18 protein-coding genes and 1 tRNA gene are annotated in these 23,723 nt (G+C 40.9%); 14 read left to right on the top strand and 5 right to left on the bottom strand.

Annotated elements, in window-relative coordinates:
• Positions 1-2: 2 nt before the first annotated feature.
• The 4 genes from L5L91_RS08675 to L5L91_RS08660 all read left to right on the top strand — a co-directional run bounded on the left by L5L91_RS08675 (position 3) and on the right by L5L91_RS08660 (position 4,390).
• The gene (locus L5L91_RS08675; protein WP_131524743.1) at positions 3-302 is read left to right on the top strand and encodes a hypothetical protein; all 300 of its coding nucleotides are present in this window, start codon (positions 3-5) and stop codon (positions 300-302) included.
• Positions 292-2,196, top strand: a complete 1,905-nt coding sequence (locus L5L91_RS08670; protein WP_131524744.1) for an ATP-binding protein — start codon at positions 292-294, stop codon at positions 2,194-2,196. Before L5L91_RS08675 ends, L5L91_RS08670 begins: the two co-directional genes overlap by 11 nt.
• A 187-nt stretch (positions 2,197-2,383) precedes the next feature.
• Positions 2,384-3,418: a GGDEF domain-containing protein gene (locus L5L91_RS08665; RefSeq protein WP_263236125.1), complete on the top strand. Its 1,035-nt coding sequence runs from the start codon at positions 2,384-2,386 to the stop codon at positions 3,416-3,418.
• Positions 3,419-3,592: 174 nt separating this feature from the next.
• Entirely contained in the window at positions 3,593-4,390 is a 798-nt protein-coding gene (locus tag L5L91_RS08660) for a CLCA_X family protein (RefSeq protein ID WP_263172125.1), read from the top strand.
• Positions 4,391-4,550: 160 nt separating this feature from the next.
• Here the strand turns inward: L5L91_RS08660 and L5L91_RS08655 are convergent, their stop codons facing one another.
• On the bottom strand, positions 4,551-5,486 hold the full coding sequence (locus tag L5L91_RS08655; RefSeq protein WP_263172126.1) for a hypothetical protein: 936 nt from the start codon (positions 5,484-5,486) through the stop codon (positions 4,551-4,553).
• Between the two features lie 175 nt (positions 5,487-5,661).
• Entirely contained in the window at positions 5,662-7,749 is a 2,088-nt protein-coding gene (locus tag L5L91_RS08650; protein ID WP_317630172.1) for a TonB-dependent siderophore receptor, read from the bottom strand.
• A gap of 128 nt (positions 7,750-7,877) precedes the next feature.
• Here L5L91_RS08650 and L5L91_RS08645 point away from each other — a divergent pair, with 128 nt between their 5' ends.
• The 7 genes from L5L91_RS08645 (at position 7,878) to L5L91_RS08615 (ending at position 15,165) form a co-directional block, all read left to right on the top strand.
• A complete protein-coding gene (locus L5L91_RS08645) occupies positions 7,878-9,047 on the top strand; it encodes a PepSY-associated TM helix domain-containing protein (protein WP_263161216.1) in 1,170 nt (389 codons plus the stop codon).
• The gene (locus tag L5L91_RS08640) at positions 9,047-9,523 is read left to right on the top strand and encodes a hypothetical protein (RefSeq protein ID WP_263161215.1); all 477 of its coding nucleotides are present in this window, start codon (positions 9,047-9,049) and stop codon (positions 9,521-9,523) included. The genes L5L91_RS08645 and L5L91_RS08640 overlap by 1 nt, the downstream gene beginning before the upstream one ends.
• A 271-nt stretch (positions 9,524-9,794) precedes the next feature.
• Complete coding sequence (locus L5L91_RS08635; RefSeq protein ID WP_263236121.1) at positions 9,795-11,966, top strand: TonB-dependent siderophore receptor; 2,172 nt, start codon at positions 9,795-9,797, stop codon at positions 11,964-11,966.
• A 642-nt stretch (positions 11,967-12,608) separates the two neighbouring features.
• Positions 12,609-13,067: a hypothetical protein gene (locus L5L91_RS08630; protein ID WP_263161209.1), complete on the top strand. Its 459-nt coding sequence runs from the start codon at positions 12,609-12,611 to the stop codon at positions 13,065-13,067.
• Between the two features lie 184 nt (positions 13,068-13,251).
• Positions 13,252-13,881 carry a DsbA family protein gene (locus tag L5L91_RS08625; protein ID WP_263161206.1) on the top strand — a complete coding sequence of 210 codons (630 nt, stop codon included), beginning with the start codon at positions 13,252-13,254 and terminating at the stop codon, positions 13,879-13,881.
• Between the two features lie 803 nt (positions 13,882-14,684).
• Positions 14,685-14,870 (top strand): CsbD family protein, encoded by a 186-nt coding sequence (locus tag L5L91_RS08620; RefSeq protein ID WP_131524760.1) that lies wholly within the window; start codon positions 14,685-14,687, stop codon positions 14,868-14,870.
• Between the two features lie 142 nt (positions 14,871-15,012).
• Positions 15,013-15,165 carry a DUF3309 family protein gene (locus tag L5L91_RS08615; protein ID WP_301553935.1) on the top strand — a complete coding sequence of 51 codons (153 nt, stop codon included), beginning with the start codon at positions 15,013-15,015 and terminating at the stop codon, positions 15,163-15,165.
• 426 nt (positions 15,166-15,591) lie between these two features.
• On the opposite strand, the gene L5L91_RS08610 is transcribed toward L5L91_RS08615, so the two are convergent.
• Positions 15,592-15,894, bottom strand: a complete 303-nt coding sequence (locus L5L91_RS08610) for an encapsulin-associated ferritin-like protein (protein ID WP_263161202.1) — start codon at positions 15,892-15,894, stop codon at positions 15,592-15,594.
• Positions 15,895-16,250: 356 nt separating this feature from the next.
• A tRNA-Val gene (locus L5L91_RS08605) sits at positions 16,251-16,327 on the bottom strand.
• 291 nt (positions 16,328-16,618) lie between these two features.
• Here L5L91_RS08605 and L5L91_RS08600 point away from each other — a divergent pair.
• From L5L91_RS08600 to L5L91_RS08590, 3 genes are read left to right on the top strand one after another with little or no spacing between them, the layout of a single operon-like run.
• A complete protein-coding gene (locus tag L5L91_RS08600; RefSeq protein ID WP_263236120.1) occupies positions 16,619-17,200 on the top strand; it encodes a hypothetical protein in 582 nt (193 codons plus the stop codon).
• Positions 17,197-19,734: a hypothetical protein gene (locus L5L91_RS08595; protein WP_263236118.1), complete on the top strand. Its 2,538-nt coding sequence runs from the start codon at positions 17,197-17,199 to the stop codon at positions 19,732-19,734. Before L5L91_RS08600 ends, L5L91_RS08595 begins: the two co-directional genes overlap by 4 nt.
• Positions 19,704-22,823: a tyrosine-type recombinase/integrase gene (locus tag L5L91_RS08590; RefSeq protein WP_263236117.1), complete on the top strand. Its 3,120-nt coding sequence runs from the start codon at positions 19,704-19,706 to the stop codon at positions 22,821-22,823. The genes L5L91_RS08595 and L5L91_RS08590 overlap by 31 nt, the downstream gene beginning before the upstream one ends.
• A gap of 96 nt (positions 22,824-22,919) precedes the next feature.
• Here L5L91_RS08590 and L5L91_RS08585 read toward each other — a convergent pair whose 3' ends face one another.
• Positions 22,920-23,621, bottom strand: coding sequence for an HDIG domain-containing metalloprotein (locus L5L91_RS08585; protein ID WP_159436990.1), 702 nt, complete (start codon positions 23,619-23,621; stop codon positions 22,920-22,922).
• Positions 23,622-23,723 lie beyond the last annotated feature (102 nt).

Genomic DNA, 23,723 nt, shown 5'->3' with positions numbered 1-23,723 from the left:
GTATGAATGCTAATATTGAGTTACCCAAGGCCTTATCTGTATTCTTTGAGCAATACAGCCAAGAACAGCAATCGCGACTGCGATTGACACTGATTGCTGAATTACAGCGAATGCGACTTGAGCTAGAACAATATGAATCTTCTGACAGTATCGAAGGCCTGAAACATCAATTTACGGGTATTGCGCGCTACTTGCAGCTTAAAGATATGCTGTCTGTCATGGATGTTTGCGAGCGAGAGCTGTTTGAATATCAGTTATGCAGCTTGCTAAAGGCCGTAATGGATTACGCTAATGAGCTTTAAATATAGCGCTTGTATCAATATGTTCAGTGGTTTATGGGTCACTCTGTTGGTGCTGTGGTTAACCTTGTCCCACTCACGTTATGAATTTGACTCCATTTACAATAAAAAAGCAGAAGCGGTTTTTACTTCTTCACGGGATATGTTCTTACAACATGAAATTATGTTGGATGCGCTAAAATCGTTTTTTTATGCTTCGAGTGAGGTAACGTCACAGGAATTTGAGGTTTTTGCAAAGGACTTACTGAAGATCAAATCTGCTGTCGCTTTTACACTGACCCCCGAACTTGAACTGGCCTATATCTCTGATCAGACAATGGCGCCAGAACTTAAGCCACTTAAATTAGTCAAGAATAGTAAAGGGGAACTTCAGGCTAGCCTTGCCGATTACACGTTAGCGGTTGTTAATATCGATGGGCCTAATATGCTTTATTTAGTCTATGCCATTTCTCATCAGCGGATATTAGCGCGGATTGAGCAGGAGCAGGGTGTATGTATTAGCTATCAATTTGAACAATCGTTATTGCAAAGTTCATCCTGTAACCATGAGTTTTCCACAGGCATATTTTCAATGTTTAGCTACTCAGATAGCCGAACTTTGGATATTCCTGGATACCAAACCCGTGTAGATTTACGCATAGAATATCAAGTGCCACAAAAAGAGGTTGTCGAGCTAATCGTGATTATCTTACTGATTGCTTCTCTTGGTATTACTCTGTCTTTTCTTTTGTACTTTAAGTCTAAAAATCAGCATATTGTAGAGCAGATTAAGCTCGATAATCGATCTAGATTAGCAGTACTTTCCAGCATAAATCATGAGATCCGCACTCCTATCAATGCCATTCTTGGCTACAGTCGCATGTTAAAAAAAGCGCGCTCACAGCCACAAAAACTGGACGAAATTATCGATAAAATGACCTGGTCAGCTAACTTACTTTACTCGGTTGCCGAAAATACGTTGAATTACAGTAAGGCTGAAGCTGGGCAGTTAAAATTGAATCGGCATTTAGTCAATTTGCACGAATATCTGAGCAATATTGAGGATTACTATCGTGCTTTTAGTGCGACATCGGGTAAACGTTTACAGGTTGTCGTGAATGAGTCTCTGCCGAAGTTTATCGAGCTCGATGGGACTAAGTTATTCCAACTCATGACTAACATTATCAATAATGCCTTTAAATACAGTACGGGTAGCGAAGTGCATTGTTATATGGACTTACGCCTTAAACGTAACCATAAAGACCATAGTCCTATGCTTAGGGTACTGATCCGCGATTTTGGCGAGGGAATGTCAAAGGAAGCACAGCGCGCTTTAGTTGATCCCTTTATGCACGCATCTAACTCATATACAACAACATCGGGCATGGGATTAGGACTCTATACTTGTAATCGATTGCTTGAGCAAATTGGCGGTAAGTTTATGTTGCGCAGTCAAAAGGGCAAAGGCACCACAGTGCTGTTACATTTTCCCTGCCAACTTACCGAGGTGAAAGAACGATTAACGATTCAATATGATCAACAAAAAGTGTTAATCATAGATGATAATCTGTTTAACCTTGAGATTTGCAAAGCCATGCTAGAGCACTATCATTTTCAAACCTTCAGTGTTGATAACGCAGCGCAAGCACTTAAGATGTTGATTCACTCATTGCCACATATTGTTATTGTGGATTACCGTTTACAAGATATGAATGGCTTGCAACTTATCAAACAGATGCAACAAACATTACAAAACCTTGCCAGTGATACCCAGTTTGAGCATCACTGTCGCTTCTTTTTGCTTTCAGCTAATGATAGCGATGATATTCCTGAGTTAGCATTATTCCCTGAGGTACATTTCATGCAGAAACCTTTTAGTGCTGAAATATTTCTCAGTAAATTGGCCGTAAAATCGTAAATTATCAAAGCATTGGATCTGGTTTTTAAAGCTTATTTGCCGAATGTGTGGGATTTACATCGCGGTAGAGCCAATCCCGTTGCGGTAATATGGGGGTAAAGACAAAGACGCTGTGATTAGTGTAGAACGCTGCTAATCTAAACATGTCGGAGATCTTCTCTAAAAGCGTCATTGCTAGGAATAATCGATGGAAAAAGAATCTCTTGAGTCTGTTTACCCCTTTTTAACTGAAGCCTTACGGCTAAGCGAGAATGGCCTCGCTGTTTTGGACAAGCACAATCATTTTATCTTTTATAACCATACCTTTGCGAAAATGTTTGGTTTTGTTGATCAAGACATGGCTGGCCGGCATTTTGACGACATGATGCACTTTGCCTTTACCCATAAGCAAGGGCCTAAAATTGATCATGAAACCATAGAGGAATGGCTTGAACTTATTCATGCGAATCAACGTAAATCAGCTTTTCGACGTTTTGAAGTGGATCTGGTCGACGGTAGCTGGTTGCAACTTTCTGAGCAGGTCTATCACAATGGCGATATGGTCATTGTTTGCACCGATATTACCCAGTTAAAACAGGTCGAATTTGCCCTAAGGAATGCGCAGACTGAGTTGAATCGACTCGCACTCACCGATGAATTAACCGGTATTGCCAATCGACGGCATTTTTTCCAGCAGTTAGAGCATGAAATCAAACGCTTGAGTCGTCTACAGTTACCTTTGTGCCTTGTCATGATGGATATCGATTATTTTAAACTCGTTAATGATCGCTATGGGCATCAAGTGGGTGACAAGATACTGCAGCATTTTACCCAATTTATCAGTGCTCGCACGCGCCCATACGATATCTTTGGTCGCTTCGGCGGTGAGGAATTTGCGCTATTACTGCCAGAAACATCGATCGATGTCGCGCAGAAAATTGTGACGCGTATGATGTCAGCGCTTGCGAATGAAAATATTTCAGCGATAGTCGCCGATTTTCACTATCAATTTTCGGCAGGAGTGAGTGCGTTAACACCTGTAATTACTCATCATGCCATCGAAGAAAACAGCGGTATTTTAGCGCTTCAGTCTGTGCCTTCACCGATTGAAATAGGGAGTCAGTGCCGTTCAGATGCTGAAAAGCTGGTGGCCGAGGCCGATAAAGCCTTGTATCACGCTAAAACTACGGGGCGAAATCGTGTCGTGGTTTGGGATGATGTGATATTAACGGCTAAAACTTAACGAACCCTGTGGTTGACGAAATCTAAGCATCGCGATACCAAACCAAGGGTAAGCGCTGCTTGGCTCCTATTCTTAACTTGATATTGCACTTAATGCAGCGTTTTGTTCCTGTGCATTTTCACCTAAAATAGCCAGCTTAATGTGTCTCTCACTGCAAAGGGTTCAAGGGAAGCCGTGTTAATCAATCAGCAATATAACCGCCATGGACCCGATTATCGATTTGGTGAGCAAGTCACTTTTCTTGATATTAAACAAACCTTTGGTTTTAGCCATGTGCGTGTGGGCCGCTGGGTGACGCGAGATGAATCGCGCATTGCTGCAGATTTAGTGTTTGATTCGCTCGCCGATCTGGCCTTTATCTTAAAATTGCCACCTTTGACTTTAGGACTGCGAGAAACCGTCAGCCTGGCCTTTGGTCATGGCGGCCAAAAGGGCGTTCAGGCCCATTATGCACCCGCGACCCGAGAGTTGGCATTAGCTAAAAATGCAGGTGCAGGTGCTTTAGCCCATGAGTTTTGGCATGCGTTTGACCATTATATTGCCGCTAAATCATTCAAACCTACTAATAAGCGGTTTCAGTGTGCGAGCGATCTTTGGCTATCCGATCTGCCCATTATAGAGCATCCATTAAATGTTCGATTATCTGAGATCTTCAAAGTGACATTGTTGAGTGGACAGGGTGATGAGCCCCATGATTATGTTCGCCGAGCGATTGCATTAGATAAAAAACATGGGATGCAGTACTTCTCTCGGCCAACGGAGATGATGGCGCGAGCATTTGAAGCCTGTATTGAATCCTATACTGATATTTCGAATCCGTATTTAGTGTCGGGAACCCGTTTCTCAACAATGGCAAAGGAGGGGGCTTATCCCGATGAGACCCACAGACAAGTGATTTTTCAGGCGCTGATCAATTACTTTGAACCGTTGGGGATCGCATTGGGTAAAAATCCCTTAACTAGGGCGTGTTGACGTTTTGAGTCATGCATTTAAACAGAGGTTGGTTTAGCGTCGGTAGAGGGCAAGGTAAAAGGTAAAACGACATTCGCCTTAGGTATTTTGAATGTGTTTTGAATGCGAATGGCAGTGGACAGGGGGGAGGGTCACGAGCCGTTTGAAGACTGATTGCCAATCACAAGCTCGCGTGCTTAGTCGACAACGTTTGCCAACAATAGGCCAAACTATGGCGAATCGCATCAAGATATTGAGATGCCTGAGTATCCATTAAATACCAATTGCTGGATTTTGATTCTGGCATGTGGTTGAAAAATAAAGCTTCAGTATTGATGAGCTGGCTAGGATGAGCAAATTGCTGCCAAATGTTGATGGGTGTATGCGCCAGTGTGATTAGCCATTCAAGTTGCATCTGCCGCGTGGCTGGATTTAGCGCATCTGCGATTAATAAGCTCGACTCTTGTAAACGCTCAAGTAAATCAAAGGGATTACCTGCGTTTATCCTAGGTGCGACTTGGCATGGTTGCATTTGGTTTATTGCGGATAGGCGAGGTAAAAATACGGACGCTAAGCTAAATTCAGGCCAGTCGAGCGATGGTACCAAAGCCTGGGCAATCCGCCGTTCGCCTAACCAATTATGCACCATGCAAGGTAAGTGATCGTCAGGCGGTAAATCATTGGGTCTTGATAAACTCGGAAACAGCGACATCCGCTGCACTTGCACATGCTGAGACAATTGCTGCATCAATACTATTGTGGTTAAGCCAGATGAAGGCCAGCAGCCAAGCTGAGGCGTTAATTCAATCGCAACTTGTGTCAAGGCTTGCGTAAGCAGACCACTTTGTGGATGACCTTGTACCACAAAGGCATATTTTGATTCAGCAAAACCACCGTTGGCGATATTTACTATCTGATTATTTACATTGCTGTTTTCAGCCCATTGAGTACCGTTAAAAATAAATGTCGTACCTGTGGTCGCAGGCTGCCAATCGCCGGAAGCATTACCAATAATGGTCACTTGCTCAAAGGCAAGAGTGCCCACTAGAGCTTGCAGATCTAATTTAGCATGTGGCATCTGCAAATGTTGATGCATGTGGGTGTGAGACTTAGGCATAGGCGGAACATCTGTTTTACGAACTCAAAATGGACTTCATTGTAATGGATTATCCCACTGAGCCCAAAGGGTTAATCCATTGAAGTTTACCGGATGCTGTTTTAACGCAGGATAGTTTAGCTTTAGGTATACCGCGCATAAAAGTGATGCGCGGTATTGGCGATTAACAATTAGACTAAAAATTATAACTCAGGCTAAGTTCGACATTTCGCGGTTCGCCGAAGAAACCTTGATTGTAGAAATCGATACTCGAGTAGTACTTTTCATCAAACAAGTTTCGAATATTCAAACGAACAATCGCATCATCAGTGAGTTGATAACTTGCCATAAGATTGGTAAGGAAATAACTGGCTTGTTCAGAGCTTTCGCCGTTAGGCCCCGCGTTTTCTACATAAATCTTGCTCTGCCAGCTTAAGTTGCCACCTAATGTGATATCTTCTAGAGCGCCATCAAAGTGATAGAGCGAAGATAATCGTACTAAGTTTTTAGGCAAATGTGTGCCAAAGGCCGAACCATCGGCTTTTTCAGATTCACTGTAGGTGTAACTGAAGTACAGATCCCAATCCTCTGTGGGTCTACCCGTTAGTTCCATTTCAAAACCACGGTTACTGGTGCCATCCACTGCGCGCATTGGAAAGCTACCATCAGGAAGTGGGTCTTTAATGTTAGGATCTTTTTCCGCCACATTTTCCTTTTGAACTTTAAACACTGCAACACTGGCGGTGAGTTTTTCGTCGAAAAAATCGGCTTTACTGCCAAGTTCAATATTATTGCCAGTTGTCGGGTCTAAGCGTTTGTTATTAGCATCTTTGGCATCTTGAGGCTGAAAAATCTCAGTGTAACTGGTATAAATCGACACACTGTCACTGATATCGTAAATCAATCCTGCATACGGCGTAATGACATCATTGTGCTCATAACCTGGATCGACTTTATATTGGCTGATACGGCTACCTAACAGCAGTGTGATCTGATCGTGCAGATTGAGTTGGGTAGCAATATAGGCACCTTTTTGGATCTCTTCAGTCTCTTCATTGGTGGGAATCGATGGATAATTTGGCTCTGCAATCGAGCCATCCCACTCAAAGAAATTGCCTACGCTTAAAACATCTGTGGTGTAGAAAGAGTCGGCGCTAATATCTTGTTTTGAATAGAGTAGGCCGGTTGTTAGCTTATGTTCTCGACCCAATAGTTCGAATGGCCCTGAAGCAAATATTCGCGCCGCATCTTGCTTACGGGTTGATTGGTAGATCATAGGCAATGCACTCATCCCCAAACCTGTGGTTTTATCTGGGGAGCCATATAAATATAGCAAGTGTCCATCCATCTTATCCTCACGATGTTCTATGTCGAGTTTGAGTTCCCAGTTATTATCGAAGTTGTGTTCTAAAGTAGAAAAAACGTTCGCACCATGGCGTTTCCAACTAGACCAAGATGCTGCAGTGGTAGTCGAACGGGGAAGGTCACTCGCTAAACTGCCGTCGGCATAAAACAGTGGCAGCGCTCCCCAAGTGGAGCCTTTAGGATCGCGGTCACTATAGTCCGCGCCCAAAGTGAATAATGTGCTATCACTTAATCTTGCAGTAACGACGCCATAAATTTGCAGATTTTCATCTTCGGCTAGATCGGTAAAACTATCTGATTTTTCATAGGCGGCGGCAAAACGTGCTTGGACATCGGCATCTTCTGTTATGTCCACTGAACTATCACCTTCTACACGATAACTGTCCCATGAACCTACTTTTGCACTGAGGTAACCTCCTGGTGAAGATTTTGGACGTTTACGAATGAGGTTGATGGCGGCCGAGGGTTCTCCTGCACCCGTTAATAATCCGGTTGCACCACGAACCACTTCTACTCGATCGAAGATAACCGTATCGGTCGAAGCATCATTGAAGAAACTAGAATAGTTAACGGGCACACCATCAAATTGGAAGTTAGTGATTGGATTACCACGGGCGCTGAAAAAGTAGCGGTTAGTTTCTGCTTTCTGTGCAGAAATACCCGGTGTTAAAAACATTAAGTCAGCAACATTGTTAAGAGAAAAACTCTGAATAAATTCTTGATCTATAATCGTCACTGACTGCGGCGTTTCTCTCAGTGTTAAGGGTAAGCCCGTTGCTGTAGCAGCTTTATCTAAACGACTACCTTTAATACTGATCACTTCGATATTGGCGTCTGCGTCTGATTGAGTTTCGTCGGCGTAGGAACTCGGCGCTAACAATAGGCTCGAAATGAGCGCTGCTAACAAGGTTTTATCCATCATGATTCCCCATCATAGTATTTTGTGATCGGCATTCTAATTGAAAACAATTCCCAGTACATCGTATTGATAACAATTTGCATTACCTTTACACTCGCGAAATACGATAAGTGTTAGGAAAGTCACAAATGGCGAAGATCAGTAACCGATTCTGGTTTATGTTGCATGGTTGGGTGTCGCTCCCAATTTGGTTGTTATTTTGTTTTATCTGCTTGACGGGGACGATTGCGGTACTGAGTCATGAGATCACTTGGTTAACGAATCCAGCATCGAGGGCGTTGAACCCTAATGATTTACCCGTAAAACCGGTTAGTGAATTAATGACGATTGTTGAGGAAGCCTACCCAAGTGCGGCAGTCTCTGGTGCTATGACCTTAGAACCGTATATGGTCAATGTGATCATGTTCAGTGACGCGGATAAACCCTATGCCATGGCCTATGTCAATCAATACACTGGTGAGATCCAACAGATTAATGAAGGCATGACATTTGCCGGCTTTATCAGATCTTTACATGCTTGGTTATTATTTCCTTGGCAAAGCGGTTACAGCTTGGGCTATTACCTTGTCTGTTCGATGGCGCTGTTTATGCTCGCGTCTTTAGTGACGGGACTCATTGTTTATAAACGTTTTTGGCGAAGTTTTTTTGCTCCGAAATTGCGAGTGAGTCAAGGTAAAAAGACACTATTGGCCGATTTGCATAAATTGTCTGGTGTGTGGTCTATTTGGTTTATCGCGATTATGGCCGTTACCGGATTATGGTATTTAGTCCAAGCCATTTTTTGGCATGCAGATATTGATATCGAGCCACATGCGCCATTGGTTGCTGCTGAGCAATTGCCCTTTATCCAAAAGGGTGATGTGAATCCCGCAGATCCAAGCGTGTCATTTGCACAAGCCTTAACATTAGCGCAAACGCACTTTCCAGACTTTCAACCAAGCTATGTGATGAAACCCGAGCATAATCGTGACATGTATCATCTGAGCGGTAGCGGCGAGCACATTTTTTATGATCAGTATTCTTACAACCTCAGCATTAACCCTTGGACGGGGGAGATTGCAAGAGCGACATCACCCGAGACGATGACAGGAATACAAACGCTAATGCATATCGCAGATCCTTTGCATTACGGTACCTTAGGTGGTATCTGGACAAAAATCATTTGGTTTATTTTTGGGGTGATCCTATCGGGTATGTCAATCACGGGATTTATGATGTGGGGACTGCGTAATGTGCGTGCAATTAAAAAAATGGAATCCCCCAGTACTGTGGCAGATAGGTTAGAGGAGGTACGTTAATGGCTTTCATTCATTCAACTTTTTGGCAAAAAAATAAATATAAACTGAGTGGGTTTATTCTATTGCTCCCCCTATTGTTTTTGTATCAGTCGCTAACACCTACATTTCCACCGGCCTGGCAGGCTCAAGAGTTAGGTGAATTTAAAATAGCCCCTTTACCCTTAGATCTAAAAGCACCCTATGTGCATCATGATGACTATGTGAAAGATTTTATGTTGGTTTTTGAAAAAGGTGAGGTAGGCAATATACGCCAAGGCTATGCCAATATTGGAACGCAGGCTTTGCCAATAGCAGATTTACAGCGCAGCGAGAATGGTATTTTACACGGTAATAAGCATGGCCAACACGTACACGCCATCGCAACTAAGACGCTAACCTCCGCCGATAGTCTGTGGATATTGATAGAGAATTGGCAAGGTGAGTGGCAAGTGGCAAAGTGGCCTCTGCCTGCCGAGCTAATAGTACAGACACACTGATGAGATAAAAACTAAACACTAATGGCGATCCTATGGAGTAATAATCTCAGGGTCGCTTTTAGTGGCGTAGATTAAGAATGATTAACCGAATACGGGTAAAGAATAACCTTTTTCACCGTAAACGCTCACTTTTGAAGGCATAAACACAACGGGGACGTTTATTCCTCATTAATAAATGATGAATTTGTTATATACATCACCAAAATACAAATGAAAGTGATTCGCAATAGTGTTACCGTATGTTCATCCTAAATAAACTCCCTAAATTACTATGCGCTTTTATCTACTACCTCTCGCGTCTGCCATTACTTTGGCATTAAACCCTTTGTCAGTTTTGGCTGCAGAGCCGTCTTCTGCAGCAGATGCAAATGATCAAAATATTGAAAAAATCACAGTGATGGGCAAGTACACTGTGAGTCGAACCATTGATACCGCCACAGGTTTAGGGCTGTCACTGCAGGAAACGCCACAGTCAGTGAGCATCTTGACCGCTGAACGGATCCAGGATCAGGTACTCAATACCGTTGTTGATGTGGTTAATAACACAGTAGGTTTGTCTTCATCTAAAACAGATAACGTTCGAAATGGCTTTATGGCCCGTGGTTTTGCGGTTCAGAATTACCAGATCGATGGCGTACCTTTATCTTGGAGTTTGGGGGGCGATGCAGGTGAGACTGTGTCAGATATCTCTCTGTACGAGCGTGTAGAGGTGGTGCGTGGTGCAACAGGCTTACTAACGGGAGCAGGGGATCCTTCTGCTTCAATCAACCTAGTGCGCAAACATGCCGACAGTGACGAACTTAAGGGCTATGTTGATGTTGCTACGGGTAGCTGGGATAAAAAACAAGTTACCGCAGATGTTTCTAATGGCCTCAACGACAGTGGCAGTGTACGTGGTCGCATGGTCGCGAAATATGTCAATAGCGATTCTTATCAGGATCTTTATCAAGACCGTAAGACCATTCTTTACGGCGTAATTGATTCAGACATTACTGACAACACTATGCTGCGCGTCGGCGGTAGTTACAATAACAATAACCCCAAAGGAGCGATGTGGGGTGCATTACCAGCAGTATTCAGCGATGGTTCAGTTACTGATTGGGATGTTTCTACTACAACAGCGGCAGATTGGAGCCGTTGGGAAACGACTAACATCAACTATTTTGCTAACTTGAACCATTATTTCAGCAATGGTTGGCAGTTGGTGGCGAACTATAATCGCATGGAATATGAAACCACCACCAAAATGATCTATATGTCTGGCTTGCTGAATAAAGAAACCGGTGCAGGATTGAGCGGCCAGCGTTATCACAGCCATGGTGAAAGTAACTCTGATAATTTCGATTTTCAGTTGAAAGGCGATTACCAACTCTTTAACCGTGAGCATCAATTTGTGACTGGTGCCTTATACAGCAAACAGAAATCCTATGCAGATACCTATGAACCCATCCGTGAGAATATGACGGGCTGGGACTCAAAGGCAGTTGAAAACTTTTATGATTGGCAAAGCAACGCCTTTGAAGAGCCTGAATGGTCAACAAATGCCAATCGCCAGTTAAATATGGATACCGAGCAGAAAGGTTTCTACGCAGCAACGCGGCTGACAATTACCGATGATTTAAAAGTGATTGCCGGTGGCCGTATTTCTAGTTGGAACCGCGAAGGGATCAGTTATGGTACTGATACTAACTTTGGTGATGATGGCGTGTTCGTTCCTTATGTTGGCGCCTTGTATGACATAAACGAAGAGCATCGTGTTTACGCCAGTTATACCGAAATATTTAATCCGCAGAACAGTAAGGATATTAACGGTGATTATTTAGATCCACTCGAAGGTAAAGCCTATGAAATTGGTTTAAAGAGCGCTTATCTAGATGATCGTCTGCACACTGCTGTGGCACTGTTTAAGATTGAACAGGATAATCTGGCAACAGCCGCTGGGACTATCATTGTTGACGGTACTCCAACCACTTATTACAAAGCTGCTCAAGGTACTGAGAGTACAGGCTTTGAGTTAGAAGTGGTGGGGGAGTTTATCGATGGGTGGAATATCACGGCTGGCTACTCGCAGTTTACAGCGGAAGATGCTGACGGAAAAAAAGTGGCGGCTACTAGCCCTCGCAAACAGTTTAAACTATTCACAACTTATCAGTTTGTTGATTACCTGCCTGAATTGACCGTGGGTGGTGGTATTAACTGGCAGAGTGATAGTTACTCTGAAGGGGGGACAGTAAAAATCGATCAGGATGCTTACTCTTTAGTCAACCTGATGGCTCGTTATAACCTTACTGACAATATGGATCTGCAACTTAACGTAGAGAACCTATTAGATGAAAAATATTATGCTTATATGTCTGCCTCTGCCTCAATGTCCGAAGCATATAGCGTGTATCATTACGGAACCCCACGTAATGTGACCCTGAGCTTTAATTACCGCTTTTAAATTTTCCGCTAAATAAAAGGAGTAGCCGCGTTATCGGCGACTCCTTTTTTATCTTCTATTATTGTTATTCCCAATATTTTGATGGCTTGTTTCGTGCGTATTAACGACTCAGTACTGATATCGGTAAATATTGGGCTAACTCACCTATGGTTCGTTCCAAAATATAATACTGTTATTAACTGAAAGCGGGAAGATGATGCCCTTCAATCTAGTTATGGAATGGCAACGTATTGTGTTGGTAGTTTACCCTTTTTCTTGTGCGCATTGTATTGTCAACAATCAGTGCGGCAACGAACAGAGTCAATAGAAAAATATAGGTATACTCATGCCATTAGCCTTATTACAAGGTTGTGGCTTATCGCCAGCTTTTTAAGCTAAAGACCAGGTGTTATATAGATTAAGCCGTTGTTGGACCTATAAAGTATTTTATGTTGATGACAAGTTGTCAATAATTCATATCATTAATAATAGACATCAGCGTTTGACTATTTAGTTAATAATCATTTCAAAACTGCACTTTTAATGAGACATAATGTCATAGTAAATATGGGCTTGTTTAGTAAGTTTACTTTCATCAATGCATAGAAAAGTGATTCACTTTTCACAGTAAAGACCAAGGACTCCCGTTTTGAGGAGAATAATATGCAAATAGAAACGCTTTATGATGTTATGCAATGGACTAGAAATATACACCAACGGCTGCATGCATTTGCGGCACATTGCGCACTTACAAATGATAGCGAAAGAAGCGGATTACTGTTGGAGTATATTTCAGCCCACGAGCAAAAAATGGCACTGGTTATCAGGCAGTTCGAAGATAATGGCAATAGCAATGCACTTAACACTTATTGTCGGCATTATTATGAAAAAACCGCTATTCCTTTTAACACCATAGGTGAACATCCGTTTAAGAGGATGGATACGGATGAAATAGCGATGGCCACACTTGAGTATCATAAAAATATTGTAGGGCTGTTTGAATATCTACAAAACTGCAGTTCTGCACCTTCCGTAACAGAATTTCTTAGCAATATACTGTCCCTTGAAGAAGCTGAAAAGCGATTACTGGCACGTAATATGAAACAAATTGATGACTTCTAGTATGTCTGCTAAAAATCACATCCTTGTACCTATTGCTCAGTGTAGCTTCGGTATTTATTCTGTAGTTTAGATATTGAAACCTTGACTTCATGTGGGTAACAAGTAGATCTGCCATCACAATAATTATTGATTAGCCTTGAAACTAGAGTGAATGACTTAAACTGCCACCTTATTAAGGATTAACATGAATCAACCCCTGATCATTGATTACTATTCTGATATTCTTTGTGTGTGGGCTTGGGTTGCACAACAACGTATTGATGAGTTAAATCAAAAGTTAGAAAATAAAATTTATTTTAAATATCATTATCTTGATGTATTTGGTGATGTTCAAACAAAAATTGAGACGCAATGGAAACAGAAAGGTCAATATAATGGTTTTGCAGAGCATGTACATAAATCTGCATCTATCCGTGATGACGTTCCCACAAACTCAAAAATATGGACAGAAGTCAGACCGACAACGTCGGCCAATGCTCATTTAGTGCTTAAAGCCATTGAACTTATCTATGACAAAAACACCAGTATCAATATGGCATTGAAATTTCGGAGTGCATTTTTTATCGACGCATTGGATATTGGTAAGCTTGAAATACTTTATGATCTGGTTGATTTCTATGGGCTGGAACAGAAAAAAATCACCTCAAGCGTTCATGATGGTTCTGCTATAGCCGCATTAATGAGCAACTACCAAAAGTCAGCACAACAAAACCTACAAGGCAGTCCAAGCTATATTATCGACGAAGGTAGACAAATATTTTATGGTAACGTAGGTTATCGTGTTCTTCTTGCGAATATAGAAGCATTATTGTAAAAATCAGCAGTCGAGGCTAGTTGGTGCTAAAAACCTTAGACTACCAACTGTGGTTCTCTAAGTTCTACAAGATGCTATGAACACCTCTAGACCATTTTAACGTTTTTAGAGTTATACCTCTTAGTTCCTTCTTAGTTTAGCCACTGAATACTCATATTCATATTTTTAATGGCATCTATGACATACGCAAATGTAGCTATATTAGGTATCAGATGATGTTTTAAGTTAAATTATGTATTAAAATATTTATAATGTGTACGCTATCGCACAGACACACTTTTAGATAAATTATAAATTGGATACAGAGTTTAGATTGATATGCCTTTAATGGGTAAGCTTTATCTTAATAAGATATTTTATGTTATTTATATTGATGTTGTGGCTCATCATTATGATGTCGTTTAGTTGGAAAATCACTAGGTAATTAAATAATGGAATTCAGTCATGGTTAATACTAGATTTCAGTAAATAAAATGATCGCCACAATTTATACTTAAGATAAAATTCAAGATTGCTACAAAATATTTTCCTATTTAAACCAATGTCATATTGTAGCATTAATACCTAAGTTGACACGGTATGATTGATGTGGAGCCAGTCACACAATTTTATGAAAACACCGCGGAATTAATTTTAGCCTAATTTCTATGTCGCTTTACTGATATTTTACCAACTAAGATTTTTACTAAAAATATTTAGATGTTTACTAAACGCTATTTACTAAAAATGAACAATAGCTCATAGCTGATTGTTAGCGCTCATTATTATTTAGATGTTATATCAACAACAAAAGGAAATTGACCATGAACAAAGACCAGATAGAAGGTTCAATAAAAGACGCAGCAGGCAAAGTGCAGCAAAAAATTGGTGAGATCGTTGGCAACCCGAAACAGCAGATGAAAGGGGTTCAGAAACAGATAAAAGGTAAAACTCAAAAAGCAATTGGTAATGTAAAAGAAGCTGCTAAGGATGCCGACAAACACAGTTGATGTCAGCGGCTTTTACAATTAAGTAAGCACCTTAAGCATAAAGTTTGGCAGCTTAATGTGGGTATTTAAAAGGATCTTAGTCATATTGATTAAGATTTCTAGTTCGAGTTATATCCATAATGTCTAGGAGACTCTCATGAGTATAGGAACAATATTATTAGTGGTTTTGATTCTGATGCTGATCGGTGTGGCTCCGACTTGGCCACACAGTAAGAGCTGGGGGTACGGCCCGAGCGGTGGATTAGGTTTGGTAGTATTGATCCTCGTTATACTCCTTCTACTCGGTAAAATTTGAGTGATAAAGCCTAAGTCATGTATGACCTCAATATTGAGTCGTCATTTCTAATTGCCGTAGGTAGCTAAAAATAGTGAGTGATGTTTTTAGTCGTTCAAAAATGGCTGACATCGCTCGTTTTTCTTGCACGGCAGTGCTCGCCATACTGAGATTGAAAGGTCCTGTACGCCTAAGATTTACACGCGAGATATGGTTTACACGCAAGATATTTCGTTAAGGTAGCATTAGGTGAAGTCCTTCACGCTAAAAATGAAAGTCACTAAGTCCGAAGCATTACAGTTTGCACGCTAGTATTCAGCAAGGTTGTATGAGATGAGCTAAATGGTGCAATAACACATACAGAGGTTTGTATTATAAGAACGGCAGCTTAGTGACTAAAGGCGTTTGCTCACGAAAATGGCTTACTCAAACAGCCAGATTGAATACTTATTTGTGAACAATAGCTGTGTGAGCAACAGGCGTATCTGTAAAAAGGTAATGTTTTAGCTGTTTATCAAAGCTCGGATCTTGTCTCCTTATCCATTCTTGTAGCATTGCAGCATGTTCTTTTTCTTCATCTCGATTATGTATGAGTATCTCTCTCAACTCATTCTTTTTGCACGCATCAACTCTTTGGTTATACCAGTCTATTGCTTCAAGCTCTTCCATCAGTGATGTAAGTGCACGGTGCATGTCCTTGGTTTTATCTGTGAGTTCAGTAATGGGTTCATGATAACCTTCATTCGACATTGGGATTTCCTCGCTAAATGCAGATAGGATCGCTCACTATTGAGCGGTGATGATAATTGCAGATGATTGTCTTAACGCTATTTTCAACGAACAGACTTTGAATGCATTATTCTGCGACCTTAACCTTCGAGTGTCTGTTCGATGCCGTACTTAGTCAGAAATTTTTAGGCAGCTCGTTTAAAAGGATTGGAGAGGGCGTAGAAATACCACTGCGAATATTTGATTTAGCACAAGATATTACTTTGGATCTTGAACTTTGAGATATTTGGGAATGAATTTTAAATAAAAAACAAAGGTAGATTAATTGTATTTAGCTTGATAAGCAGAGGGGGATTAATGAAATACATAATAAGAAATGGTACACCCGAGTGGACTCGAACCACCGACCCCTACCATGTCAAGGTAGTGCTCTAACCAACTGAGCTACGGGTGCACTGTTTGAATTTCACTTTTTATACTCTGTGAAGAGAGTGGTACACCCGAGTGGACTCGAACCACCGACCCCTACCATGTCAAGACGTTAATATTCATTAATTAGATAAAAGCCACTTTAGCATTATTTCCATAAATATATGTTTTATATGGCGAAAGTTTAAATTAAAACTCACTTTGCTAGGTGTTTTGGCGTATTTTCAAGCATTTATTTACTTGATTTCGGCACACTTTAGGCACAATCTGTAAATGTCATTTTTGACCACTATTCCATCAAAGGGTAGGTTTGCAGATGAATCATCAAGTTGAAACCATACGGCGCGAATTGGAAAAGCTTCTTGAAGGTGTTCAATTAGAGAGAGTCGACTTGAAGTTGACCACTCTTGATAAAGATGTGGAGGAATTTGCTAAGAGCTTTAATTTAATTAGCTCATTGAAACCATGCTCAGATGATTCATTCGAATCGCCAGCGACAATTTTACTCGATGCCTACCAGTCCCCCTTTTTGGTTTATAAAACCGAAGCAGGACATTATCGGGTGTTATCAGGTTTATTAACTTTTCAGAAGTTATGCAAGGCCAAATATGCTAAAAATGTGGATTCAAGCGTCCCTTGTTTAATCCTGTCTCGAAGACCCAAGGCGCAACTGAGACGATTAATTTTAATGAACGATGTAGTGAGGCCGCTGTTAAAAGAATTTGTGGATATTAGCGCCGATACCATTAACTATACATTGCCCCATTTGTTTACGAGTGTAGATCAGCCATCAGTATTTCTTTCCCCCGAATGGCAGTCGTTATTCCCATCGATTAAAACAAAGACTGAACTATGTCGATGGCTACATATCAGTACTAAATCGGTGAAGTTAAAATGACAATACTTGAACAAAAAGTCCTAAAACACATAGAAGGCTATTGTAAGATAAACGCTATAGAGATCGATGCCGAGACCATTTTAGCTGATCTCCATGAGTTTTTAGAACGAGTCAATGCGCCTGATGATCTGAGCGCTTTTTTCCAATTAATCGTGTTAATTACTCGTGTGAATAATGTTTCTACTGAAGTAGCGAATTTTATTCAAAAAATGCTGTGTCTTGCGCCTTACATTTATAATGCCTTCCATGCACACCAAATGGTAGTGAACGATTTATCAATAAACAAAGAGTTTTATCGAAACACGTATCGTAAGGGATGGTGTCATGAACGCCCATTTTATGTGCTTTTGATCTGTTCTTGGAAATATAAGGTTGATTACCATTCCTGTGCGTTACTTGCCGCCTTCATCAAGCAGTATTTTGATACCCTTGACTCGCTGACTGATCCTGAATTTGCCACTAAAACGACATCAAGAGAAGAGGAAGCATGCAGTAATTTTCGATTAATGATGGAATTAGGAAATAAGACGTTCGACGCTAGTCGAGTACACATATTGAATTCTCATCTTGATAGCCCAGAATCAATAGCAGCTAATCTCGATAGCATTTTTGCTGGAAAATATAGCAAACTTAATATTTATCCGACGTCCCATGTTAGAGTTCTGCGCCATTTTTTTCGCAATAGTTGGTGTCCCGCCATTAGCCGTACTCGTGGACATGGCGATAAAGATAGAGGACCCAAGAGATATGGAGATCCGGTTACCGACCCCATAGTGGGGACTGATGATGGTTTATCTGCGATATTGCCACAAGATAATATGATTCCAGATAGCGAAGGTCTGGACGAAGATGATTTCTACCCGTCGCAATCATTTGTGATGGCTAATGCTGATATGTCGGAAAAGCGAGACAGAACGGCGTTGCTTGACGTTGCAATTAATTTTAATCCAATGGTTAAGCACCGGACTGAAATTGATGTTACTAGCCGAGTAAGACGATCTCATAACATCGGCATACAAAATACTCAGTTATTGATGCCTGCCGAACTCTACCTGCTCGCTAAAAAATTATTGGTTTATGGCCGTCGCGGATCAACTCGAGAAACCGCAATAATTCTATGGACTATGCTGATTCTCAGTAAATCGGTTTCAGAGGTCAAAAATCTGTGTGTGTTTCGTGATTTGTCATCTAAAAAACAAGGTCTTTATATCGATCCTAGCGGAAATGGATGGTGGTGTTTTCCTCTATCGCACTCAACAGGACCTCGTCTGAACCAAATAGGGCTAAGAAAAACGGTTGAAGATGTCTTTACTGCGTGTCCAAACTTTTTGGTTAAATTAATCACCATTCACATGGGAGCACGTTTAGTCGGCAATCTTATTGAGGACGTTGACGTTGAAAAAATTGAGTCTAAATTGGCCCAAAAGCTGGCGAAAATTTCTGACAACTCTGGTTGTGGACGTTTAAGTCTTAAAAGATTAACCAACTTCGTATGCAATTACATCAACTCTACAAATGTGATAGACCCCATTTATATTGATTTCAGTTATGCAGTTAATATGTATACCACTCGAGTCGCCCGCAGTTATTCCAGTGTTAGCGATCAAAAGCGCTGTGATCAGTTATTGAAATTTTGGAACGATGTTGCAAAGGGGATTTCAGTTTACAGCGGAAAACCATTAACAGTCAGCCTATTTGAGTTGAGATACTGGCAGCAAGAAGATCAATATTTAGGCTCAACGTTTACTCCAACCCAAGCGACTATCCAACAATTGATAATCCATTTGTCTCAGCAAACAAAGGCGTTATCTCCAACACCTCAACACAGGTTAGAGGATATTTTAGCCTATCATAATGTATTTGTAGCTTACACAGCATGGATGTTGCTATTTGGTACTGGCTACCGTGCGGCTTGGAATCCATTACCTACCTTGGCTTTGTTTCTACCTTCTTTTAATTTGATGGGAATAAGCGACAAAGACGATAGCGACTTTACTCATTCACGTATTGTCGCAATCCCATCAGTGTTAACGGCTCAATTAGTCGAATATCGACGGCATCTTGGCTGTTTGCGCGGATTGTTGCGGCTATTAATGCCACAATTATGCAGCGAACTAGACAATATAATCGATGTTGATCGGCAAGTATTGAGCTATGACAATTTACAAGCCTCAGCTTGGTATACAAAGATAAGAAACTCCCGCAGTCAACATGGTCCATTTTTTTTCTTTCAAAAGCAAAAGTCAGGAATTGTTACCCGCAGCTTGTCTCCTTCACAATTAATTAGCGTACTAAAGGAAAAAAACTCTATACCAGCCAATGCAGGTCGTCACTGGTTAAAAAGTAGTTTATTAGATCAAGGAGTCGATCCTGAGTTAATCAACTTTCAAATGGGTCATTGGCAAGCTGGTGAAGTACCAATAGGAAATTACTCAGCGTTAAGCCATATCGAAGCCATTAATGAATTAGTGCCTATCTTAGATAAGTTATTCAGGGAGGTAGGATGGCAACCACTAAAGTCAGTGCTTTCATAATCCAGCTATCAAAAGAGGGGAAGCTACATCCATTATACATAGAATGCCGCACCGCATTTTTAAACAGCATATCGCCATCTATTGCTGTAAAAAATAAAAAGTCAAAAAAAATTGAAAACGAATTTTTTGCATCCTATCACAATCTGCTCGGGCATCTAAAAAAGGAGATTAAACTTTCTGATAACGCTTTTTTACCAGAAGAGTTAGAAAACGTGCTTGCCGCATTGAAGCCTGAAGTGCTAAGCAAACAAGCACAACTTCTCATACTGCAATCTATACTCAACTATGCCAAAAAGTTCTTAGACATAGACTCGCCAAACATTCCTTCAATCATCACGTTAAAACGTGATAAACCGATGTTGACCCCGGTAGATTTGACAAAATTACCCATAGTCGAGCTCATTAACACTCAATTAAGCAGGGAGTTGATAGCGCCTCATAGAGATTTAGATGACAAGGCTAAGTTGGGGAGACTATTACTCGTCTTATATTACACAGTGAACATAGAGAAAACTGAACATTTACAGCTTATGGTTGAATACCCACAGGACATATTCTACGTGAGAGGAATTTGTTATTGGCAATGCCAAAATATCAAAATAAATTCGCCACGTTATGTGCTAAGTGATATGGCTGTCATGGCTTTACAGCAATGGCATAATGTACACCATAGCGCGTCTTTCTCAATAAAGCCCAGTCAGTTCAAAGCTGCTTTAGTGCATTATCTTAATTACGGATCGTATTTCGATTGGTCAGATATATCACTATTGAAGCTAAGGGTGCTGCGACGAATTGATAACGTCCTCCGTTATGGCCCGGTTCAATATCGTATGTACATGTTACCTGGCGTTTGCCAGCCATTGCCCACACATGCGTTTGTACGTATCCTGACAGGAAAAGTTTATGCAAACGCCGAACCGTACCTTTCAGAAGCCATTTCTGATAAAACCAAGGCTTTTCGTGATTGGTCCGTTGTCACGAACGAGAAAACTTCTTTTGTGTCGATGGAAAAGACCCTCGAACAATTAGATAAGGTATATACCGAGCTCTGTAAACTTGTAGATAGCAACAAACCTCGAGCCGATTGTCTTGGGGCTATAGCAATCATTCTGGATCAACAATCATCTAAGAGTAATCCATACTTTTGGATTTTATGTGCATGGCTGTATTCGTTACTAAAGACAGGTGGTACGCACAAGCGGCGGCTAAAAGTATCGACAACTATTGATTATGTCAAAAGTTTAAGCCGGCCATTTCTAATCATTTTTTGCACAAGCGATATTTACTTATTGTCGGGTGAGGATTGGGCTGAGAAATTAAATGATGCTGCTGACCATTTTTCTTCGGCACAGCGAAAAAAATATATCTACTATTTTGCGCAGTTTCTGATTGATTCAGGCTTTGTTCGAGATTTATGTTTATCTGATATTGAGGTGTTTGGGAGCTCCAGCGAGGTAGATAGCAACCTGATTTCCTATGAACATGTGCAAGCCATATTATCCTATTTAGACCATCAATCGATACATTGTCTAGTGCATCGCGATGCCTATTTTCTTTTGTGTTTCTGTTTCTACAGTGGATTACGTCGAAATGAAGCCGCCAAGTTAACCTGGGGGGATTTTACATTCTCGCTGACTGAACCAACCCATAACGACTTTGATTATGTTCAGCTTTCAGTGAGACCGAATAAACATAGGACATTAAAAACGACCTCCGCCAGAAGAGAGTTACCTTTAGACGCTTTGTGGCCGAAAACGGCATTGAGTAAGTTGCGATACACTTATCGAATCATCCATGGAGCAGGGGCTAAGAATAGCACCTTACTATTTGATAATCAGAGAAGAGTGAATCAGGCTTATGACTTAATAACAGACTTAATGCGTCATTACACCCAAGATCAAAGTTTACGTGTACATCATTTACGACACAGTTTTGCTAATTGGACCTGGTGTCGTTTGAATGCCAGCATCATAGATACGGGCAGGCGACATTTGACCTTGTTCAATGATGAGTTTTTTGATGAAAAGTATCTAAAAAGGTTGCAAACTCGTCTTTGCTATAGTGATAACACCCGCAAGAAAATGTTTATCCTGTCTCATATGATGGGCCATAAAGACGTGCAATCGACGCTAAATAGTTATCTTCATTTAAAAGACCTACTGTATTACCTGCAGCACAATTCGCGCTTTGAACTGACAAAATACTTTACATCAGAGTGCGTGGGTCGTGTGACACTGCAACCCCTTGAACCAGGATTGAGTCTAGCTGAACGCATAACGTACTACACTCAGGACGTAATGCACAAACTTGCCATTAAACCAGCTCAACAAACAGTCAGCCTAGTGATGCCAAGTTTAGCGAACTTCTCTGCCAATATAAAAACATACTTAACTATCAGTAGTTTAACTTGGGCCAAAGCATTAAATGCGTTACATACATCATCCACCATCGAAGTTGCCGCGCACTATGTGGTTCCATTAGAGCAATTACAAAAGTTACTCAGTAATGCCGAGACTATTCATAAGAATTATCCTCGCAGAGGTAGGCACTTACCCTTAATCCCTAAGTTTCCGCGTATAGACGTTTCAGTTGTTAACATCCAACAAAATAAACATTTAGCTAATTCAACACGTGTGTTTATCTTTTTATGTAATAAATTGGATAACAACATTAGTGAAGGTTCATTGACCTTAGAAAATATTCGCCTAGGGATAGAAATTTTGCGGTATGCGGTTCCCGGTAAAAATTACGCCTTACGCTGTCCAGACGCAAATATTTCAAGAATGTTTATCCGCCTATGTCAATTGTTGGATTTAAAAGCCAGGCATTTAAATTTTCGCTATCATAATGCAAACCTAACCCCTGAAAAGTCTAATATTATCCAGGCTAGATGGAAGAAGACGCTTATCGAACATGGTTTCAGTGACACTAAATTTGTCGTTGCTAGTGAGACTGAAGGGCTTTATTTAGGCAAGCATGATGGTAATGGGTTTCTAGAGATAGCCGTAGTTAACAATTCATATAAGCGAATACAAAGACATCAAAGCATATTCAGTTTTTTACATTTGCTGCTTATTTTGAGCTATTGATGTAGATCTTTTTTGAGGTTTATGCCAACGAAACTCTGATGGAACAGTTGTCACATTAGCATTTTTTATCGTCATTTATCATTAAGATTGCTCAACTTAATTTAATCTTCGGATGACAGAATCACCGACTTTTCTAAAATCATAGTGGGCGGGTAATGACTTAAACTGATCACGTACATACCCCGATTGTGCAGAGCTGCGGTCTGCTTGCTGAAGTACGTATTCCATTGCATAGCGGACTTTATGGCCATAGGGTTTTGCAGCAAGTAAGTCGCTCAGTAGAGCAAATACCTTACTGTTGATGGTGCCCAGTTCACCCAGAGGCTTAGCTAGAATCGCGAAGTTGTAGCTCTCATGTGGGCCAGGCACATAATGTTCAATGTGCTGGTTTAACATGGCATAAATTTTACCAATATCATGAAATAACCCCGCTACCAGTCCTGTCTGACACTCGATTTCTGAATGCTGTAGATGTTTGGCATTGTGATAGGTCATCTCAGCGACCTCTATGCTATGTTCAAATAGTCCATTGGCATAGGAATGGTGATGCTGATAACTGGCTTGGGCCTTGATAAATATCTTAAGAATGTCTGTTCTCTCAAAGATAAAATTGACGAAGGGCTGTAGTTCAGGACAAGTCACTAGGCTTAATAACTTCAAAAAACGACCCAACAACTTCTCTTTTGTCGAACCCAGTAGCTGAGTTAACTGAATATATTCATTTTCACTGTAACGAGTGAGTATGGGTTTCATCGCACAGATAACGACATTACCTCGGCTATCATGAGTAATGTTCATTTGAGCTAGCCCATAGTTGAATTGACATGTCCTGGCAATATCTGCAGATGTGATGGCATGTATTGTCTTTTGGTTTGAAATAAATTCACAGTTAGCAGTAGG

Source organism: Shewanella sp. SM55, from assembly GCF_025654025.1.
GTDB lineage: Bacteria > Pseudomonadota > Gammaproteobacteria > Enterobacterales > Shewanellaceae > Shewanella > Shewanella oncorhynchi.
This window is presented reverse-complemented; position numbering and strand designations above follow the sequence as displayed.